The sequence below is a fragment of the Flavobacterium degerlachei genome, from assembly GCF_900106645.1.
Lineage (GTDB): Bacteria > Bacteroidota > Bacteroidia > Flavobacteriales > Flavobacteriaceae > Flavobacterium > Flavobacterium degerlachei.
Map to the genome: position 1 here is coordinate 285,387 of NZ_FNMV01000002.1, position 22,501 is coordinate 307,887.

At 33.7% G+C, this 22,501-nt stretch carries 14 protein-coding genes; 3 read left to right on the forward strand and 11 right to left on the reverse strand.

The window, feature by feature from the left end:
- Positions 1-43 precede the first annotated feature (43 nt).
- The 5 genes from BLV91_RS03375 to BLV91_RS03395 all read right to left on the reverse strand — a co-directional run bounded on the left by BLV91_RS03375 (position 44) and on the right by BLV91_RS03395 (position 10,660).
- Positions 44-1,918 carry a carbohydrate binding domain-containing protein gene (locus BLV91_RS03375; RefSeq protein WP_139262262.1) on the reverse strand — a complete coding sequence of 625 codons (1,875 nt, stop codon included), beginning with the start codon at positions 1,916-1,918 and terminating at the stop codon, positions 44-46.
- Positions 1,919-1,931: 13 nt separating this feature from the next.
- On the reverse strand, positions 1,932-2,783 hold the full coding sequence (locus tag BLV91_RS03380) for a glycoside hydrolase family 16 protein (protein WP_091429789.1): 852 nt from the start codon (positions 2,781-2,783) through the stop codon (positions 1,932-1,934).
- Positions 2,784-2,815: 32 nt separating this feature from the next.
- Positions 2,816-4,252 carry an Ig-like domain-containing protein gene (locus BLV91_RS03385; RefSeq protein ID WP_091429628.1) on the reverse strand — a complete coding sequence of 479 codons (1,437 nt, stop codon included), beginning with the start codon at positions 4,250-4,252 and terminating at the stop codon, positions 2,816-2,818.
- A 12-nt stretch (positions 4,253-4,264) separates the two neighbouring features.
- Complete coding sequence (locus BLV91_RS03390; protein WP_091429791.1) at positions 4,265-7,390, reverse strand: glycoside hydrolase 5 family protein; 3,126 nt, start codon at positions 7,388-7,390, stop codon at positions 4,265-4,267.
- A gap of 468 nt (positions 7,391-7,858) precedes the next feature.
- The gene (locus tag BLV91_RS03395) at positions 7,859-10,660 is read right to left on the reverse strand and encodes a helix-turn-helix and ligand-binding sensor domain-containing protein (protein WP_245709597.1); all 2,802 of its coding nucleotides are present in this window, start codon (positions 10,658-10,660) and stop codon (positions 7,859-7,861) included.
- A 211-nt stretch (positions 10,661-10,871) separates the two neighbouring features.
- Here BLV91_RS03395 and uvrA point away from each other — a divergent pair, with 211 nt between their 5' ends.
- On the forward strand, positions 10,872-13,658 hold the full coding sequence (gene uvrA / locus BLV91_RS03400; protein ID WP_091429630.1) for an excinuclease ABC subunit UvrA: 2,787 nt from the start codon (positions 10,872-10,874) through the stop codon (positions 13,656-13,658).
- Between the two features lie 118 nt (positions 13,659-13,776).
- On the opposite strand, the gene BLV91_RS03405 is transcribed toward uvrA, so the two are convergent.
- The 6 genes from BLV91_RS03405 to BLV91_RS03430 form a co-directional block, all read right to left on the reverse strand.
- Complete coding sequence (locus BLV91_RS03405; RefSeq protein ID WP_091429633.1) at positions 13,777-14,073, reverse strand: hypothetical protein; 297 nt, start codon at positions 14,071-14,073, stop codon at positions 13,777-13,779.
- 387 nt (positions 14,074-14,460) lie between these two features.
- On the reverse strand, positions 14,461-15,930 hold the full coding sequence (locus BLV91_RS03410; RefSeq protein WP_091429636.1) for an oligosaccharide flippase family protein: 1,470 nt from the start codon (positions 15,928-15,930) through the stop codon (positions 14,461-14,463).
- Positions 15,931-15,967: 37 nt separating this feature from the next.
- Entirely contained in the window at positions 15,968-17,254 is a 1,287-nt protein-coding gene (locus BLV91_RS03415) for a glycosyltransferase family 4 protein (RefSeq protein ID WP_091429639.1), read from the reverse strand.
- A gap of 1 nt (position 17,255) precedes the next feature.
- Positions 17,256-17,483 carry a hypothetical protein gene (locus tag BLV91_RS03420; RefSeq protein ID WP_139262264.1) on the reverse strand — a complete coding sequence of 76 codons (228 nt, stop codon included), beginning with the start codon at positions 17,481-17,483 and terminating at the stop codon, positions 17,256-17,258.
- Between the two features lies 1 nt (position 17,484).
- Entirely contained in the window at positions 17,485-19,902 is a 2,418-nt protein-coding gene (locus tag BLV91_RS03425; RefSeq protein WP_091429643.1) for a YfhO family protein, read from the reverse strand.
- A gap of 47 nt (positions 19,903-19,949) precedes the next feature.
- On the reverse strand, positions 19,950-20,231 hold the full coding sequence (locus BLV91_RS03430; RefSeq protein WP_091429645.1) for a DUF4834 family protein: 282 nt from the start codon (positions 20,229-20,231) through the stop codon (positions 19,950-19,952).
- A 124-nt stretch (positions 20,232-20,355) separates the two neighbouring features.
- On the opposite strand from BLV91_RS03430, the gene BLV91_RS03435 reads away from it, so the two are divergent.
- Together BLV91_RS03435 and BLV91_RS03440 are read left to right on the forward strand one after the other, a co-directional pair.
- The gene (locus BLV91_RS03435) at positions 20,356-21,321 is read left to right on the forward strand and encodes a transporter (protein ID WP_245709598.1); all 966 of its coding nucleotides are present in this window, start codon (positions 20,356-20,358) and stop codon (positions 21,319-21,321) included.
- A gap of 9 nt (positions 21,322-21,330) precedes the next feature.
- Complete coding sequence (locus BLV91_RS03440) at positions 21,331-22,449, forward strand: GTP cyclohydrolase (protein WP_091429647.1); 1,119 nt, start codon at positions 21,331-21,333, stop codon at positions 22,447-22,449.
- Positions 22,450-22,501 lie beyond the last annotated feature (52 nt).

Sequence of the window (22,501 nt, forward strand, 5' to 3'; positions counted from 1 at the left end):
ACTAGCGGCAGCTAATCTATGCCGCCAGTCAGTATTATTAATATTATGGATTTATTACAACAGAAACGTTATCTAAATATAAAGTTGAACTACAACCTGCTACTCCACCACAAATTGCGACAAACTCAGTAGTAATTCCACCACTTACATCGCCCGCTGCTACCGTATAAGTTATAGTATAATTTTGCCATGTACTTGTTGGATTAACTGACATGTTTACCACTTGATTAACGCCATTTGCCGCTTCAACAAAAGATTGTAATGAATAAGTACCACTTTCTCCAGTTAATGCTCCCTTATAATCAAAAGTGATTTTTACTTTATCTCCTACTTTAATTCCACCTGCACCTTTTCTTTCTTGCTTAAGCGTTGGGTTCTTTCCATCAGGACTAGCATAAAGTTTTGCAGACCATGTTCCTGTTTTACTTGTTGTATTATCAGCAATAATAATTCCTCCATTTTTATAAACTGCCCAACCATCAAGGTTTCCATCTTCAAAACCACCGTTTACAGCTATATCTCCAGTAGCTGTCCCAGGTGTCCCTGTTCCTCCACCAGTTCCTGATCCTGTTCCTGACCCAGTACCATAAAGAGCAAGATCATCAAAATAATACGTATCCTTATTATTAGCATTCAAATCAAAAAACAATACTATTTTATCAAATTTGCCACTATTTGTACTAGCAAAAGGAAATGTAAGTTCTTCCCACTCATTGGTTTTAGTGGTTGTAACTTCTAGTTCCGTATTATTTCCCGCATTTGCTTTCTCTTCTAACTTGATTCTAACTTTAAATCCAGCTTTTGCAGAATACACTTTTATCTTTAAACCAGAATTAGTATTAAAATCTAATTTTGCATTCAAATTAATTTGGTTGTTATCCCAAGGGTTGTTCCCTAGCTTTACTATTTTACCCACTTTACATGAAGTATTTATTCCAGTGTCAGATTTAGGATTAGCTACCCAACTAAAATTGGCTCCATCATTTATTACATTTGGCGTTTGATCTGTTTTGAAAGTAATATTTAAACTTGCTGCTGCCATAGATTCAACTGCTTCAGTTGTACATGCAGTACCAGTAGGCGTACCACTTCCTGTACCGTATAAAGTAAGGTCATCAAAATAATAACTATTAGTGTTTTTGGTCGCTAAATCAAAAATCAAAACAATTTTATCATATTTACCACTTTGAGTTCCTGCAAAAGGAAAGCTTAATTCTTCCCATTCATTAGTTTTAGTTGTTGTAATTTCAAGTTCCGTATTTGTTCCTGGATTAGCTTTATCTTCCAATTTTACTAAAACTTTATATCCTGGTACAATAGAAAACACTTTTAACTTCAAACCTGATTTAGTTGTAAAGTCTAATTTCGCATCTAAACTGATTTGAACGTTATCCCAAGGGTTCGTTCCTGTTTTTGTTACTTTACCTACTTTACATGACAAATTGATACCTGCATCTGATTTAGGGTTGTCTGACCAACTAAAATTAGCACCATCTTTAATGATATTTGCTGTTTGATCTGTCTTAAAAGTCACATTCAAACTTGCTGCAAGCATAGACTCAGCTGTTTCAGTTGTACATGCACTACCTACGCTAGCACCACTAATTATTATAATGTCCTCATAAACGGCTGATTCTCCAGCAACATTTGTTATTTTCAAACGTACCGTATAAGTACCATTAGCATAAGTTTTAACAGGATTTATTTCGGTAGAAGTTGTTCCGTCTCCAAAATTCCAATCGTAATATCTAACCTCTGTAGACGTATTGATAAATGTCACAGTATTTGCATTAATAGTATGAGAGAAACCAGCAAAGATTTCAGGCATATTACAGTCATCGTTTTCACAACCATTAAAGGATAGTGATACTACCAATATCGTAATAAAGGTCATTGCTTTTTTTAGAAATTGTTTCATAATTTTTAGTTTATTAGTTTAGTTTATTATTTTTATATACCCTCACATAATCAACCAACATGGTTTGAGGAAAAACGGTTTCATTATTAGGAGCTCCTAAAAAATCGCCCCCTACTGCAAGATTAATAATGATATAGAAAGGATGGTCAAAAACCCATTCACCTGTAACATTGGCTGGTGTAATTTGATTATATAAAACATCATCTACATAATAATTGATATATTCTGGTCCCCATTCAATACCAAATATGTGAAAGCCTGTATCAAAACGATCATTTAACAAGCTATACCCTTTTGAAATTGATGTTGCACCTGAATATCCAGGACCATGTACAGTACCTAACACTTTAGTAGGTTCCTGACCGCGATATTCCATAATATCAATTTCTCCACATTTAGGCCAACCAACTTCATCCGAATTGTCTCCTAATAACCAAAAAGCTGGCCAGATCCCTTGACCATACGGAAGTCGAATTCGCGCTTCAAAACGACCATACTTCTGTGCAAACAGACCTTTAGTTAATAGTCTTGCAGAAGTATATGAAGATCCATTAAAATCTTCCTTTTTAGCGGTGATCAATAAGTATCCGTTTTCAACTTTTACATTATCGGTACGTTTTGTATAATACTGCAATTCATTATTTCCCCATCCATTAGTTCCAGTACCTATGTCAAACCCCCAAATCTTATTATTAGGAGCACCATCAGTATCAAACTCATCCGCCATAACCAATTCACTAAAAGTGGTGACCGTTTGCTTTTCATCTGTAGTACAACTAGAAATCACAAATATTGGCAATACCAAAAGGAGAGCCTTAGAAACTAGTCCTTTTATTAACATTAAATTTCTATTTATTTTTTTCATTTTTTCTTGTTTTAATATTTTCTCCATTGTTGTTACTCTTTATAGAAATACATATTATCTAGATAAATAGTTTTTACATTAGAAGATTTGATATTTTCAATAATGATTAAATTGACTCCTGTCTTATCCAATGAAGTTTCTGATGTTGGTCTAATTGGAATTTTTATCGTTGACCATACTCCTGCTTTAAAATCAGCACTTGGATAAACCACTGGAGCTCTACTGTCTAATTGATAACTTTGACCTATACGGTTTTGTTGAAAAGTCGTAGCAGTAGAATTTTCATTCTTAAATGTGAGAAGGAGATCAATATCAGTGGGTAATTCTAACATCATGATATCAACACTAAAATGTGTCATCTGTGAAATATCTAATGGAGTTGTAAGCTGAGTACCAACAAAATTAAAATCGGTATAGTTTATTACATTCTGGCCATTTATAATGGTTTGTTCACCTTTGGTGGTTTGGTAAGGAGCCCAATAGCCATTATAATAATTTACGGGTACGTTTGTATATTTGTCGCTAAATATTGAAACTACATTATTTTGAGCCAAAGTAGGAACAGGTGCAACAGGAAAGCTTCCTGGAACATTAACCGTTAAAGATCCAGTTGCTTTAACATTACCTAAAGTAGCTGTTATTTTAGATGTACCCGTACCAACTAAAGTTACAATACCTGCATCACTAACTCTTGCCACATCAGTATTAGATGATTTAAAAGAAAAATACGCCGGTGCTGCAGTAACTGTTTGATTTACTCCAGACTCCAAATTAAATGTTTGTGTCAATCCATATGCAGCCATGCTAACAGAATTTCCTAAGAACTGAGTTTCTACTTTATCCAAGCCATTTACAATAGATGGTCTTGGCTGCGCAATGGTTCCTAATTTTTCAAATTTTAATTCGTCAATCCAAAAAGTATATCCCTTATTATCTTCTGGACCTTCAGCATACCAAAACATTCCTTTTTCAGCAATCAATTTACTTGCATCCGGAATTGCAATAGTATATTTTTTCCAATTGGTTGTTAACTGTAAATTGGTAGTAACCAAATATTTGTTTTCACCAAAATCTTGACCAAAACCTATTTCGTTAATTAAACCTGGCACAGTACCTTTTGCCCAAAAAGTTAAAGCATCATAAGTTGTTAAATCACGTTCACTTGCTAATCGAAAGATTGCTCCTGCAAATGCGCCATCAGGATCACCTACATTAGGCACATCAAATCGCATCGATGAAGCTCCTTTGTAGCTTTCTTTAGTATCTACTGTAAAGGCATCTGCTTTAGAACCACTAAAAGGGAAGTAATCTAATCCACCTGTAAAACCGTCAATAAAAACTTCGGCTGTGTTAGGAAAAGTTGCAAATTTCGTTTCGTCAGAGAGTTCTCTTTCACAACTTACAGAAGCGACAAGAAACAATCCTAAGATGAAGCTATTTGTTAAATATGTATATTTTCTATTTTTCATTTTGTCTCTTTTTTATTTTCCAATATTAATGTGCACGTAGGTTCTAATTTCCCATTCATTACCATACGGAAATCCAACTGGACTTATCGTCGGACTTGTTGCAAATTCAGCAGCATCATTAGGTGAATATCGAGGTGAATTTTGATTAAGTGTTCTCCAAGTACCGCGGATTCCAATTTTTGTGTCTGGTAAAATAAACCAATTTGGTTTTCCTACTGAAGTAGACAAATCCATCATTAACTGTAGTGGGTAAGTAAGATTGAAGTCACGATGGTAATCAAATGGTCCCCAATCATTAATTTTTACAGAGCTTACTAGTTTTGTTTTATTATAAACAACTCTAAGATCTCCTCCAAAACGTTCCACTAGTCTAGGGTCACTACCATTTGCTTGTGCATTACCAAAGTAAAAATTAGCTATTAAACCATAATCTGGACTTAACTTAGATACTATACGAGTGTTTGATTCCCATAAATCATGTGCTGGCGCTGAGTTTGGAAAAGCAAAAGTCGAACGACCATCAGCAAGAATACCAATTGCAGCATCCTGAGAATTAGGTAGGTGACGAAAAACAAAACCAGTACTTATTGCAAATTTTGCATCTTCAACCATATCATTATCCCATTCATACATCCAAGTAGCAGGCGTTGGATCATAAGTAAAAAGTAACTCTCCTCCTATGGTTTCTCTATTTGCTCTTACTGCAAATGGATCATCCTGAATGTTTCTAAGTCTTCCTGGAGCCTGAACATCATTTGGCATCGCCCCAACAATCGGTTTTTGCCATAAAAAGTTAGGTGCTATCTGTAAATTACCAACGCTATAAGTAAACCCTGAAAGAAAATTTACCTGATTTCCGCTTCCACTATCTTTAAGTCTCCATCCAGTAAAAGTTTTCGTGTTATCCGCACCACCATTGGCAACTAAGCCCATTGCTGCAGCTTGACCATACCAATTAAAAGCTCCTTCAGAGTACGTTAATTTAACTTTTCCTCCCCAGTTATCCTTTGAATTAATTTTGTCAGTATAAATCACATAACTTCCTGGTTCGCCTTGCGTAAATTGAAAAGTCCTTCCGTTCAAGGGTTCTCCACCCCATATACCTCCAAGTTCAACACCTACAGATCCTATTTTTGTTTTTGCGTGAAAAGTAAGTCTTCGTGTTTTAGGAAGTGGTACCGCTATAGAACTAACCGCTTCTGGAGCATCGGCTATATCCTCGTGGTAAATACCAGTAACATCAAAACGACCTATTGTTCTACTGTATTTTAACAACACTGCTGGGTTTGCTCCCCACCATAATTGAGGTCCAAAGGCAGCTTTAAAGCCACTAAATGCTTTTTTACCATCTATTTCAAATCCTAATGTTTCTCCATTATAGATATCTAGGTTTTGACCATAATTTGCTTCAGGGTATAAACCAAAAAAGTCGCCTTCATATCCCCAATGATAATGTCCCGTTCTATAGAAACCTCTTAAATCAAAGTCTTTTGCGTTCCAAGTATAACTGGCATTATAAACTTGAATTCTATTTAAATCATTTAGTTCCAGATTGCCTTCATCAGTATTAACCGTGCGTGAACGACCTCTATTTTCATAAAAAACTTCATCAATTGGATTTTCTGCAACATGTCCCAAAATGTTAAAATTAACATTAGCCTGCATATTAGCATTAGGATTCCCTTCAACTCCCACAAAATAAGATTGCATGTGGTCAAAGCCTAACTTATTAGGATATACTGATTTATCAGGATCTGCAGTTTTTGGCGTTGTAATTAAACTACCTCCAGTATTGTAAGTGGTAAATTCAGCTCTTAAATTACTAAGACGTATCTTTTCACTTGCACCCCCACCTAAAGCCGCTTTATCACCACGAGCCCTAAGTATCGCGTCCATTAATGAAATACTTGCAAAAGTATTATCTATACTCTCAAGCGTTACCCCTTGAGCATAAGGATTTACATTATGTGCTTCTTTTAATGTATAATAAGCGGCACGTGGATAAAGGTCATAAAGACCACGAGCATCTGTAGGTCCTTTGGCACATATACCAAACCATTCCTCATTCATGTTATTTTCATTTCCTTTTAAATCCAAAGGGTAACCGCCATTAGACCAAGAGGCATTATTATCATGTATGTCCAGATTTTTTGTTTGACCAAATTTCCACCAGCCATCACTAAATTGAAAAGTAAAACCTCCTATAGAATTTCCTGCTTTTCCTAAACCAGCCGCATTTTCATATATTTCCTTCCAGTTGCCCATTAAATAATAAGCTTGAGATTTCTGATCTTCGCTATTATTGATAGTGTTAAAAGCATCAGCGCCAAACTCTGTAAACATAATTGGTACATTAAGCTCCTCTTTTACTTTTTGAAAAGCATCTCCAAAAGATACACCACGGTATACATTTGTACCTAATATATCAATGGCTGGGCATTCTTTCTTTATGATGTCCAGAAAAAGTAAATCTCCATTACAGATAGCCATTGGGTGTGACTTATCCTCTTTTTTCATTTCTACAACAGCTTCATTAAAAAGCTTATACAAAGCATGTGCTCTAATTGTTGACTTTCTGTCTTCCAAAGGAATATTTTCAGTTTCTGCACCACCCCAAAAAAGACCGTAGTTATTTTCATTACCTAACAAAAACAATAATAACCCTGGTGTGTCCTTGTATTCATTTACCATTGCCTTTGATTCAGCCAGTAGTAATTTACGAGTGTTTGCGTCAGAATAATCTGTGTCTGATACCCAAGTCCCATTTATGGTCAAACCATAACGACCGAAAGTATGATTCAACATAGTATAGATCCCGTAATTTTCATAGATATACTTAATCCATTTTGGTGGGACTCCAGTATATTGTCTAATTACATTAACTCCCATGTTTTTTAATAGCCCCATTTCAGCATCAAGTGCTGCTTTAATTACGTCATCAGATTGTTTCCATAAACTATATGTATAATTGGTGCCAATTGGAAAGTAATCCCAATTCATACCATTAATCATAAAGTCTTTGCCATCGACAACTAATTTCATTCCTTTATCATTATTTACAACTGCGACATTATTCGATTGTGAAAAACCGGTTGTTGTTAATAAAAAAAGTAATAGTCTTAAAATGTTGTTTTTCATATTAATTTTAGTTTTAGTTTGTTCTTTAAAAAATACCATCCTTATTAATGGTTGCGTCTTTTCTTAGTAGTAATTATTCATTTAGTAATTTGGGATTAATTTGAATCCTATTTAATAATAAGGGGAATGGATTAGAAAAGATGTGGTTCTGATTAGTTCATTCGAAACCTTATATAAATAAGATAAAAATCAGAATAAAGGAAAAGGATAGATGTTTTGGTTTCATATAGTTTGTAGCTTTATTTGTGAATTATAAAATTAGCAGGACTTACCGCTAATACATTAAAAATAACCTCTACAAAAAACATACAAGATAAAAAAAAGGCATTTTTAGACACAATAATTCAAAAAAGTCAGAAAAACATTGTGAATTTAAAAATCTTGATAGTGTTAAAAAAAATAAAAAAACCACAACATTTTATCAATGTTGTGGTAATGTATAGTTATTTCCAATCTTACAAAGTACAACTATACGGCTAGAATATACTCAACAAGTCCTTGTTCATGTGACAAATCCATTTTTTTACGCAAACGATATCTTTTTATCTCTACACTTCGCACAGAAATATTCAACAGAGGTGCTATTTCTTTAGAAGAAAGATTTAATCTAAGATAAGCACAAAGTCTCAAGTCACTTGGCGTTAATAATGGATGTGCTGCTTTTACTTTTTTCAAAAACTCCTTATCAGTATTTTCAAATGCCTCTTTAAAAACGCTCCAGGAATCCTTTTCGGTAATGTTATTGTTAATAATAGATATCACCGACTTGACTGCTCTATTATCATCCTTGTTCGTTTTTTTCAAGTCTTCCTTAATAATCGCCAACAATTCATTCTTATTATGCAAATTCATCGTTGAAGCTGCCAGCTCTCTGCTTTTTGCATCGACATCACCCAATAGCTGTTCGTTCCTCACTCTCATCATTTGTTGCTCATTTTCCAATTCTTTAATCTCCAGTAAAAGATTATTTTCCTCAATTAACTTATCCTCCTTCTTTTTGTAATAGTTCTTATACGCTTTATGGATAAATCGTGCTAAAACAATACCAATCAAGAAATAAAAAAACAATGCTATATTAGTCCTATACCAGGGTTTAAGGACTGTAAAAGCATAGCTAGCAGTATTTCCTATCAAGGAATTTGCAAATTTAGTTCTCACTTTAAATACATACTGACCCGAAGGCAAATTTTTAAAATTCACGGTGGTTCCTGTACTCCAATCACTCCATTCATCTTGAAATCCTTCCAGTAAGTACTGATATTCAGCATTGATGTATTTGTTATATTCAGGTACCGTGTAGTTAAAAATTATGTTATTTTCATCATATTTAAATCTGCCTTCTTCCCTTATAGAATTATTTTTGAAATCTTCATTCAACTTATTTGTAGCAATATTTGAAATAGTTACATTGTAATTATTAAAACTCAGATCATTGATATTCATAGTATAATAACCATCAGTGGTCCCAATAAGATAATCATAATTTGAGATCTGCTCTATATTTTCAAAACCAGACATTGAATTTGTTAAGGAAGTTGGAATAGGAATTACATTTTGCTTCAATTGATTACTTAATTTACTCAATGAGAAATAATGGATATAATTTTTAGAGAACAACCATATTTTATTCGAATTATCGACAATCAATTTCCCTGAAGTATATTCATCTTTTTCAAAAACCGAACTCAAAACTTTATCTTTTTCAAATAGCTTTGATTTATTATTCAGTTTAAAGATCCCCTCTTTATAAGCATAATAAATCGTATTATTATATTTTATCAATCCGGCATTTTTCCCTTTTTTGGGCTGTTCATAGGCAGTAAACACCTTTGTTTTACGTAACTTATTATCAAGCTGTAATCTAAAAACTCCTTTATATTCATGACTAATATATACTTCCAAAGCATCCGTAATCTCGAAATATCGCGCTGAATAATCAAAACCTGCTATTTTATTTCTAAAACGCCACTGATTATTAACTTTCTCCAATATTGAAATCCCAAAATAGTTCCCTTGGAGCAAAAGTCCTTTTTGATTTGGAATCGTTTCAAATTTCCAAGTTCCTGATTTTGAGAATATATTTTTTGCAGCACCATTTTCTATAATAAATGTTCCAGAATCATGCCCGCAAAACAAGCTGCCATCGTATTCGAATAAGGACCAAACTTGCCCTTTAGTACCATTTATAAATTTAAACTCTCCACTACTCAGATAGTCTTTATAAAACAAGCCTTGATTTGTACCTATGTATAATCTTCCTTTATACAATTTAGAGGCATATACTGTACCCAAAATACCGGTGTCATCAACAAAATTTTTAATGGGGGACTGAAGGTTAATACAATTAATTCCGTTATCTAATCCCACCCAAAGATTCTTATCAGCATCTTCAAACACAGACAACGCTGTATTATTACTCAATCCTTTATTTTGAGAAATATGATATTTAATCCCTCCTTTAGCAGTTAAAATAAAAATTCCATTTGACACTGTACCAATAACATAACTACCGTCCGATAGCAAATGACTGCTATAAACACTATTTGCCATCATTTCCGCATCAGCTTCTGTCGAAAATTTAGATAAATTCACTCCGTTCAACCTATAAAAACCGTTCAATTGTGTTTGAATCAATAAGCCTTCATCTGTTGAAAAAACATTAACAATCCTATTATTTTTTAAAATTGGATTATTGGAAACCAATCGAGCTTTTCCACTTTCTATTTCAAAAAGACCTTCACTAATCGTTTGAAAGTAAATCGAATTTTTAGTACTGAAAGATTTGGTAATTTTATTCTTTGGTGCAATTACTTTAAATTGATTTGTCTTGCTATCATAAATATATATTCTGTCCAATGACTGAAAAATAACCCAGTGATCATAGTTTAATATGTTCCAAAACTGTTCTTCATCTAGAATATTCTTTTTTATAGTTTTACTAAGTGAGGTGTATTTTAGCTTTCCTGTAGCTTGCCTGGTCCAGTATCCAAATTCCATATAACTACCAGTGTATATTTTATTACCAATCACTTTTACGGAACGTAATATAGTCTCGTTTGGCGAAGGATACAATTCCCAATTAGAACCGTTAAATTCCAATAGCCCTTCATTGTTTGCAAAGAAAAGGTAATGATTTTCGTCTTGAGAAATCATCCAGTTTTGATTTCCTGCTCCATAAGTAAACGGCGCATACTTTACAATTGGAGGTAACTCCTGTGAAAAAACACAACAACATATCAAAAAAAGTGCAATACAAAATTTACTTTTCATCTGGGGAATGGGATTAATTTATCGTAAAACTAAAAATTAAAACACAATAAAATTATTAAAAGAAAATATTTAAACCATACAGCAACAAAAAACAATATTGCACTACTATTTTTCTAACTCTATTTCTATTCTTCTAACAAAAATTTGTGACTTGTTCAGCCTTTCTTCTCCGCTGAAAATTGATTACTTTTGTAGAAATACAATATTTTTTATGCAAGTTGACTTTTCAAAGATAGATCCAAAGAAAAACATCATAATAAAAGGGGCAGAAGTACACAATTTAAAAAGTGTGGACGTCGTGATTCCTAGAAACAAACTGGTTGTAATCACTGGGCTTTCTGGTTCAGGAAAATCCAGTCTGGCTTTCGATACTTTGTACGCCGAAGGGCAGCGCCGTTATGTAGAAAGCTTATCATCCTATGCGAGGCAATTCCTTGGACGACTAGACAAGCCAAAGGTAGAATATATTAAAGGGATCGCTCCCGCTATTGCCATTGAGCAAAAGGTAAATACTACTAATGCCCGATCTACAGTAGGAACTTCTACTGAGATTTACGATTACATGAAATTATTGTTTGCACGAATTGGGAGGACATTTTCACCCGTTTCTGGACAAGAAGTCAAAAAAAATACTGTGACTGATGTTGTCACTGATGTGAAAAGTTTTGAATTAGATAGCAAATGGCTTCTTTTAGCACCGATACACTTAGAAGAAGGAAGGAAACTTGAAGACAAACTAAAAGTACTGTTACAACAAGGTTTTTCGCGAATTTTGGTTGATAATCAAATGATCCGTTTGGACGAAATCGACCAACATTCTTTAGACAATAAAGAGGTTACTCTAATCATTGACCGAATAGTAGTTAAAGAAGAAGAAGAATTTTTCAATCGTTTAGCTGATGCAGTGCAAACTGCCTTTTATGAAGGAAAAGGAATCTGTCACTTGCAACAATTAAATTCGGAAAAAAGATTCTCTTACTCCAATAATTTTGAGTTGGACGGAATCACCTTCTTAGAACCAAACGTACACTTGTTTAGTTTTAACAACCCTTATGGCGCCTGTCCTATCTGTGAAGGATACGGAAACATTATTGGCATTGACGCTGAGCTTGTTGTTCCTAACACCACGTTGTCTATATATGAAAATGCACTTTTCCCATGGCGTGGCGAAAGTATGAGTTGGTTTAGAGACGAGTTAGTAAACAATGCCTACAAATTTGATTTCCCTATCCACAAACCTTTCTATCAACTGAACGAGGATCAGAAAGAGTTACTTTGGACAGGAAATAAATATTTTCAAGGTCTAAACGACTTTTTCAAAGAATTAGAAGAGAAAAATTATAAAATACAAAATCGCGTAATGCTTTCGCGTTACCGCGGTAAAACAAAATGCTATTCTTGTAAAGGAAAGCGTTTGCGTATTGAGGCTTCCTATGTAAAAATCAACTCAAAAACAGTTTCTGACTTGGTAGATTTACCAATAAAACACTTAGTGACGTTTTTCGAAGGTTTGGAATTAGATGTTTACGAGCAGCAAATTGCCCGTCGTTTATTATTAGAAATCAACAATAGATTATCTTTCTTAACTGAAGTAGGACTAGATTACCTAACTTTAAATAGGAACTCCTCTACCCTTTCTGGTGGAGAATCGCAGCGCATCAATTTAGCGACCTCACTTGGAAGTAGCTTGGTGGGCTCCATGTATATATTAGATGAACCTAGTATTGGTTTGCATCCAAAAGATACGGAGCGCTTGATAAAAGTACTGCTTTCATTACGTGATTTAGGCAATACCGTAATTGTGGTGGAACACGATGAAGACATCATGAAGGCTGCCGATATGATTATTGATATTGGCCCTGAAGCAGGTTCTTTTGGAGGAGAATTAGTAGCACAAGGTACATTTGAGGAAATCTTAAAATCAACTTCACTGACCGCTCAATATTTAAATGGCGATCTTGAAATTACAGTTCCCGAAAAACGTCGTGCTTTCAAGAATTTCATAGAGATAAAAGGCGCGCGAGAAAATAACTTACAAAATATAGATGTCCTCTTTCCTCTTGACGTTCTTACTGTAATTACTGGTGTTTCCGGAAGTGGTAAAAGTACGTTAGTTAAGAAAATCTTGTTTCCAGCAATGCAAAAAAAACTGGAGAATGTGGGTGAGAAAGCAGGACAATTCACCGAAATCAGCGGTTCATTTTCCCAAATAAAACACATTGAATATGTGGATCAAAACCCAATAGGTAGAAGTTCCCGTTCCAATCCAGTGACCTATATCAAGGCCTACGATGATATTAGAGATTTATTTGCCAAAGAAAAATTATCAAAGATTAGAGGCTACTTGCCTAAACATTTTTCTTTTAATGTAGACGGAGGGCGATGTGAAACCTGTAAAGGCGAGGGTTCTATAAATGTCGAAATGGTTTTCATGGCTGATGTTCAATTACCATGCGAAACTTGCAACGGAAAACGATTTAAGAAAGAAGTGCTTGAAGTGGCATTTGCGGGCAAAAACATCCATGATATTCTAACAATGACTATCGATGATGCTGTAGCCTTTTTTGAAACAAATGAGCAACATAAAATAACGCAGAAACTGAAACCCCTGCAAGATGTGGGATTGGGATACGTACAATTAGGTCAGTCTTCTTCAACACTATCTGGAGGAGAAGCACAAAGAATAAAACTGGCTTCTTTCCTTGTAAAAGGAGCGACAAAAGATAAAGCGCTGTTTGTATTTGACGAACCTACCACAGGGCTACATTTTCATGATATCAAAAAACTATTAGCCTCTTTTGAAGCCTTAATAGCAAAAGGGCACTCCATTCTTGTCATAGAGCACAACCTTGATTTGATAAAATGTGCCGATTGGATTATTGATTTGGGACCAGAAGGTGGTGAAAATGGAGGTGAACTTTTGGCCGTAGGAACTCCGGAACAAATTGTTAAGATAAAAGAATCCGTTACCGGAAAATACCTGAAAGACAAACTTTAGAACAAAAGACCACATACCTACTTATAAATAAAGAACGGCCGATTTACATATGTAAATCGGCCGTTCTTTTAACTACAAACAAATTATTCTAATCCGCTCTAAAAGTGAATTAGAATAATTAATTATAACATTTATCTTCAAATGTATTTCCATCTTCATCTATAGCGATCAAAATTCTTGTCTCTTTTGAGGAAACGCAACACTGATAAATCCATGGTAAAGACCATACACCAAGTGTAATGCAAGACAGCAATAAATTAAAATTATGGTTAACTTTTTTTCTTTTTTTTGACAAAACCGCAAAAGGTAATTTATCATTTCTTTCCTCTATCTCAAACCCTTTACTCATTTTATCCTTTAAGGCTTTTGAAAATTTGAGTAAGTTCTCTTCGTTGGTAATTTGGGTAATTTTCATCCTTTTTTATCCTTTTTATTCTGATTAATTCCTTTAAGAATATTTTATAAAATTAAGCAGATGATTCATTCCCCACAATACCCACTTTTAGTGATATTTGATAAATCTTTCTGCGACTATAAATTGAATTATTAATTTATTTAAAGCAAATATATTTGATAATTGAAAACATATCATTACACTTTAATCATAATAATTTATAAAATTCACAGAAGACAACTCCATGATACAGTAGTAAATAAGAGTCGAAAAAGCAAAACAACCTTATCTAAAACAAAAAAAACTACCCCAAGCATGATTAGAGGTAGTTTCTTTATTCATTCACAAAAAACCTATAAGCAGGCTGTTTAGTGCATGAATTATTTAGTCATATTAGTGAGTGACTAATTATAATGTAATTTTCAATCTTTTTAAAACAGTATCAATAACCTGATTAATCTCAGTAGAAATTTTAAACTTATAATTGAAATAAAAGTATGAAGCTGTTACTAAAATTGACTTTAGTCCGATTGCAATAATTGGGTTAAAGGGAAAATACCAAAAATAAAACAACAAAAACAGAGCAAATGTTAATGCCATAGAATATACTGTTTGTTTTGAAAATGGGTATAAATGCAATCTCTTTACAACAAACATTAGTTTAGCTAAGCTATATAATGTTATTGACAATAAAGTGGCAAAGGCAGAACCTAGAATACCAAATATTGGAATAAAAATCATATTTAATCCTATGGTTAAAAATACTAAAACCACACCCAAAAATAATACAGCTCGATAGTATTTTGTATTAAATATTATGGCGTTATTATTCCCTAAGATTAAATCAAAATACTTTGATAGTCCTATCATAAAAACGACTAATATTCCTCCCCCATATTCCTTAGGGACCATTTCATATAGTTGGCTGATGTTGACAAAAATACACAACATCACAAAACCACCCACTACTTGTAAATTGATAGAGGTTTTCTTATATAAATCATTCAACTCATCGTGTTTGTTATCATGCATTAATTTTGCGGTGATAGGATACACAATCTGATGCATTGCACGACTTGGAACTGAAATAACTAATGCAATATATGTTGCAACTGAGTAGTAGGCTATATTCTCGATTTTGATATACTGATTCAACATTATTTTATCAATGTCTAACAGCAAAGTGGCGACACTTCCTGATAAAATAATAAAAAAAGTATATACCATAATATCTTTAGCATTATGGGGAACTGAAAATTGAAATTGTGGCTTTTTTAGGTAAAAAGCGTACAACATAGTCACAATAAAAGCTAAGAAATAAATAGCGGCAGTTACATAAACAAATTCAATAACTGTAATCCACTTAAAATATACACCAACCAAAGCCAGTAAAGAAAAAGCACGCAAAGCAACTTCTTTAATAAAATTTCCAAAAACTGAATGCATATGAACCCGAGCCCAGGCGTAGAATATTTCGAAATAAGCCATACTCAATCCCGTGAATGGAATCAACCATAAATAATCCTTCACTATGGGGTTTTTCTTCGATAAATAAAGTGAAATATCATCAAAAAAATATAGCCCAATTAACAATAAAGGAATTGATAATAAAAGTGGCAGTAAAACTGTAAAAGACAAAAATTGAGATTCTTCCTGTTCTGTTTTACATTGGGAGTAGAATTTCACCAATGAATTTTGCATACCAAAAGCGAACAATGGCATCACAATACTAGCCGCAGACAAGATATAATTAGTTAATGCGTAATACGTTGCACCAAGAAAAAAAGGATATAAATATATTGTATTAATTGCACCAATACCAAAACCGATATAGGTAATTATTGTATTTTTTAAAGACTGATTTAAAACTATTCCCATCCTTTGTCATTGAGAGGCACGAAGCAATCTCTTTATATTATTTATTAAGAAGTTCAACTAATTCCTTCGTCAAACTTTTTCTTGAATATTTTTGCAAACCTACACCATTCGACTGAAGTTTACCATTCAAATATTGATTATAAAATTCCCCAATTACTTTTTTAAGCTTCTCCTTCTCAGAATAATCAAAAAATACTCCTGTATTCGTATTAGTAATTATTTCAGCAAAGTCAGAACCGTTAGGCCCGATGGCAATAATAGGTCTATTAGACACCATATATTCAAATAATTTACCTGGAATAATACTACGTGTTTCCTTAGAATTAATTTCAATCAGTAATAAAACTTGCGATTTTTTCTGATGGGCAATTGCCTCACCATGTGAGACATATCCCAAATTATTCAAATAAGGGTTTAGGCCAAACTCAGCAACGGCCTCTAACACTTCCTGACTGACAGCCCCAATCAATTTGATCTCTAAATGTTTTTTGAAATCCGGAATTTCAGATAGCAATTCCACTAAGCTCTCCCATAGAATACTAGGATTTCTTTCGGAAAGGAAAGACCCTATGTGCGCCAAACTGAATTTAGAGTCCAAAACTTGCTTCTCTACATTCTCATTATCGTAGCCATTAGTTATAACGGCAATTGGCCTGCTTGTTATCGCTTCAAATTCGGTTTTCGTAGTTTTACTCGTTACAATGATTGTATCCGCCGTATTCAAGACTTTATGTTCTAAAAATTTGTGCTTTTTAGAAGCGTAATTTGACAACCTTAAAGATTTATGGTATCCTATTGTCGTCCATGGATCTCTAAAATCAGCTATCCACTTAACACTAAGTTTTTGTTTTAGTTCAAGTCCAATAAGATGTAAACTGTGCGGAGGACCTGAGGTAACTATAGTGTCAATATTATTTTCAACAATATACTTCTCCAAAAAACGTACCGACGGTTTCACCCAAAATACCCGCGCATCAGGAATAAAAAGATTCCCGCGAATCAGAAGAAACAGTTTATCTAAAAAAGATTGCTTTTTTTGATTTGGAATAATCCCAGAGCTTATTTTTTTAGTTTTATTTTTCGAAAAAAAAGAAGCCAGTTGATACGGTTCAAATATTTTATGTTTTAAAATAATAGCATTATCTGATACTTCCTTTACTAAATTTTCATCAATAATTGGGTAAGTCGGATTCTCAGGAATATAAACAATAGGCTGAATTCCGAAATCAGGTAGGTATTTCACGAATTTCAACCAACGTTGCACACCTGGACCTCCTGCTGGTGGCCAATAATAGGTTATGATTAAGATTTTCTTTGATTCCAAATTATGCTTTTTCTTTAATTGATTTTAAATCTATAAAGAACATTTTTCCGTTTTTATACAATCCTTTGGAAATAAAATAAAACAAAGGAAGCGAAGGTATGAGTAAAATAAAACTATAACCTTTAGAATTGGCAATGTATAAATAAAGCTGAACCCCAAGAATAAACCCAAGCATAAACATCCAAAAAAATATTTTCTGAAATGATTCCAACCTATAAAATTGTTTCATACTATTTTTTTTTTCTTTCATAGTAAACCCCACCAACCAAAAGCAACAACATTCCAGCAACACTAATTAGTGTAATTGTGCTTCCCGTTTTTATGACTTGAGGTTCAAATTTGAATTCAACAGTATGTTCACCACCTGGTACAATTAATGCTCTCAGTACATAATCTACTGGAAAATGCTCTGTTTTTACTCCATCAATGTAAGCATTCCAACCGTTTTCATAATAAATTTCAGAGAAAACCGCCAAACCTTCATTTGGATTATTAGAAATATATTTAATGTAATTAGGCTTATATTCTTGGATTTTGATAGTTCCTGTTGTATCCAAATTTCTTTTTAAGCGAGCATTTTTGAATTTATCTCCATAGATATGAATATTGAAAATAGCTGCTTTTTTAGTATCAAATTTATCCAACATTTTCATTTCGTCATTGGCTTTATTTACCAATTTAACGTCATGAACAAACCAAGCATTTCCATTGGCATTCGGATTTTGAGTAGGGAATACTTTTCCCTCTTTATCTGTTTGAATGATGTATTTAACATTCAACATATTCAAAACTTCCATGTTATTTTTAGAAATCTGGTAATCGAATAGTTGCTGAACTCTTCTCGGTTTTGCAGCATGATAACCACCAATTGATTTATGGAAATAAGAGGCTCTAGCACTAGAGAAATTACCGCTTACCTCAAAGACACGGTATATTGAGGTATCCTTAAGAATCTCCATATCTGAAGGAGTTTCCTGAAAAGGAACTTCTATTTCCCTACTACTTACAAAATCCTTTCCTGAAACATAATTCTTATCAACAAAAAACAAATCGGCAACCATAAATACACCTACAAGAATGATAGCGGTATTTTGGGCAATTCTATTTTTGATAAACAACCATAATATCCCTGCCACTACTAATATAAAGAAACCAGAACGCAACAAATCAGCGCTATATAAACTCATTCTGTCGCCTTTCAGCGCATCAACGAATTCAGGTCCGTAACTCTCTAAATAATACCCATCATTAACTCCTGAAAAACTAAATAGCCCTTTGCTGAAAAACAAAACTACTATTAGCCCAAGTGCTACAGAACCAGCTTGTTTAAGAGCTTTCCACTGTTGTTCTTTATCTAATTTAAAAAAGGATTGCAGTCCCATAATAGCTAATACAGGAAAACACAGTTCCAGTATTACTTGTATAGATGATACAGCCCTAAATTTATTATACATTGGAATGTAATCGATAAAAAAGTCTGTCAGTATAGGGAAGTTTTTACCCCAAGATAGTAATAGTGCAGTGATGGCTCCAGAAAGAAAAACATATTTTATTTTTCTCTCATCTATAAATAAGGCCAAAATTGCCAAAAAGAAAACTACGACTCCAATATAAGCAGGTGCAGCTACAATAGGCTGGTCTCCCCAATAGGTAGGCATTCCGCTTACAAAATCACTGGCTTGATCAGCTGGCACCCCTTTTCCAATCATGAACTCGTACATATTACTGTCTGTCCCTACAGCTTCGTGATTTGAACCTCCAAAAAGTCTTGGAGCAACAAGATTAAGGCTTTCCGCCACTCCATAACTGTATTCCGTAATATATTCACGGCTCATCGCGGTGGAGTTCGTATTACTTGAACCATCTGGATTGTAACTCAATTCACTTTTTCCTCTAGTACTAAAGCTGGCATATTCTGCCGTAGCCAAAAGATTAGTAGCATTCGCGCCAATAGCAAGAATCCCTGCAATGGCTAATACCCCAAAAGCTCTTAAAAGTGATTTATTGTCTTTCTTTTTTATGTCTTGGTAAATAAAATAACCCGAAAGTATCAATAAGAATATTAATAAATAATAGGTCATTTGAAAGTGATTGGCATTAATTTCCAAGGCCGTGGCAAACATCGTCACTAAACCTCCCAGCACGTATTTCTTCCTGAAAACCAATATAAAACCAGCAATCACAAGAGGCATATAGGCAATGGCATGCGCTTTGGCATTATGCCCAACACCCAATATAATTATCAAATAGGTCGAAAAACCAAAAGCCAAAGCACCAAAAAATGCTTTCAGCGGGTCAACTTTCATTACCAATAGTAAACCGTAAAACCCTAAGAAGTATAAAAACAAATAATCTGCTGGACGAGGTAAAAATCGTAACGCATCGTCAATAGCACCTATATAATCGTGTGGATATTTTGCACCTAGCTGGTACGTTGGCATTCCACCAAAGGCCGAGTTTGTCCAAAAAGGCTCTACATGCTCTGAAGCTCTAAAGTCGTTTTGCTCTTTAGCCATACCAGTATACTGAGCAATATCAGATTGAAAAATCTGTTTGCCCTGCAGAACAGGATAAAAATAAAGGAGTGAAATGAATACAAAACCAAAAATGGCAAGCGCGTGCGGGTAAAACTTATTTATTATTTTCAATTTATCGAGAGTTTTTTTTGAATAAAAGACTGTAAACTACGGCAAATTTAATCTATTTCTTCGTAATCAACATATTCTCCTACTTTTTTAGTTTCTCGAGGATTTTTATCGTTTTTTGTATCGTAAATCACTTCATCTTTAGATTGTGTATTACCCCATGAAGTAGATTGCGAGCGTTGTTGTTGCTGCTGAAAATTTTCCCCTGCTTTTTGTACTACTTTTTTAACTATTAATGGCAAAAACAGTTTAGCCAAAAATTTAAAAATGTAATAGAAAGCAAGTATATAAAATACTATTCTTATAAAACCCGTAAAAGAGGCAGTTTGCATAATTTAATAATTTTTTCCAAAATTAATAAATCCTACGCTCAAAATTAAACTATCATTCTTAAATAAATAATAAATTATAGTACATTTGAAAAGCGTTATTACTTTTAAACTCAAAAAAAATAATATGTCAAAACTTAAAATCGTCTTCCTTTTTGCTCTAATTATTCTACCTAACCTTCATTATGGGCAACATACAGATCAAATTAATTCCAATAGACCTGGAGAAACGATGTCCGCATTTGCCGTTGGGAAAAATGTGATTCAAGTGGAAACTGGAATTTATGGAATCAAAGAAAACCACAGACTATTAGAATATGATGCTAATGGCTACGGATTAGATTTGACCTTAAGATGGGGATTATTTATGGAAAAACTCGAATTGATAGCTGATATACAGTATCAAAACGAAGATTTCACAACTCAATACAGCAGCATCAATAAATCCGCATTAAAGCAAACCGTTTTGGGAGCTAAATATTTAATTTACGATCCTTTTAAAAATTACGAGAAAAAAGTAAATGTATACAGCTGGAAAGCAAATCAAGCTTTCGACTGGCACAAATTAATTCCTGCAGTTTCCGTTTTTGCGGGTGCCAATTTCACAATGGCTGACAATCCGTATTCTTTTTCTCCTTATGCTAATATCTCACCAAAAATCATGTTAATCACGCAAAACCATTTAGGTGACGGTAGCTGGGTTTTTGTAACCAATATTATTGCTGATTATGTTACAACTGATTATCCAAGTTACGGTTACGTATTAACTTTAACAAAGGGTTTCTCAGACAAATGGTCAGGTTTTGTTGAGAACCAGGGCTTTAAAAGTGATTTTTATAGCGATGCTATTGTTCGTGGCGGTGCCGCTTATTTATTGAATAACGACATGCAAATTGACGCATCCATCAGTAGTAATTTTAAAGATACTCCAACGGTTCTGTATGGCGGAATTGGATTCTCCTGGCGTTATGATGCCAATTATAAAGAAGTGAGAATGAGCCTAGACAATGGAGGCAACAAAAAATCAAAATCTCAAAAAAAGGCAGAAAAGAAAAATAAAAAACGCAAAGAAGCGTTAGAAAACACACTATAAAATTCCACAATGATTACAATTAAAGAAGCTACTACCAAAAACGAATTAACTGATTACATAAAATTCCCTTTTTCACTATACAAAGACAACGAATTCTGGGTACCACCAATCATTGCAGATGAATTGGAGTCCTTTGACAAAACAAAAAACCCAGCTTTCGAGAATGCTGAAGCTTATTTTTACATTGCCTACAATGGCAGAGATATCGTGGGAAGAATCGCTGCCATCATTAATTGGAGCGAAGTAAACAATCAACAAAAAAAGAAAGTCCGTTTTGGCTGGTTTGATGTTATTGATGATATTGAAGTAACCAAAGCATTACTTGAAAAAGTATATGAATTAGGCCGAAAAAACAATTTAGAACATGTTGAAGGTCCAATGGGATTTTCTAATCTAGATAAAGTAGGAGTTCTTACTGAAGGTTTCGATCAATTGGGAACTATGATTACCTGGTACAATCACCCGTATTACGCTAACCATTTTGAGCAATTGGGCTATGTAACTGAAAAAGAATACATAGAAAGTAAATTCCCTTTTGAAAATGTAAAACCGGAGTTTTTCGAGAAAGCCAATGACTTGGTAAAAAGAAGATATCAATTAAGTCCTCTTAATTTCAAGACCACCAAAGAGGTGATGCCTCATGTAGACAAAATGTTTGATTTATTCAATGAGTCTTATGCTTCATTATCTTCTTTTGTCGCTATTTCAGATACTCAAAAAGAATATTTTAAGAAAAAATATATTAGCTTAATCAATCCGGAATACATTAAGTTTGTAGAAGACAAGGACCATAATATCGTTGCTTTCAGCATCGTTATGCCATCATTTTCTAAGGCATTGCAAAAAGCAAAAGGAAAATTATTCCCTTTTGGATTTATCCATTTATTAAAAGCAAAGAAGCAAAGTAAGGACATGATTTTTTACCTCATCGGTGTGCATCCTGATTTTCAAAACAAAGCGGTTACAGCAATCATTTTTAATGAATACTACAACACTTTTACTGAAAAGGGAGTTATAAACTGTTTCAGAACGCCGGAATTGGCTGATAATATTGCCGTTCATAATTTGTGGAAACACTTTAAACCTGAAGTTCACTGCAGAAGAAAAACTTTTAGAATCGAACTTTAAAAAAGATCGGTTTTTGAAATTCTTATAAAAACAAAAATATCCATTAGCCTAA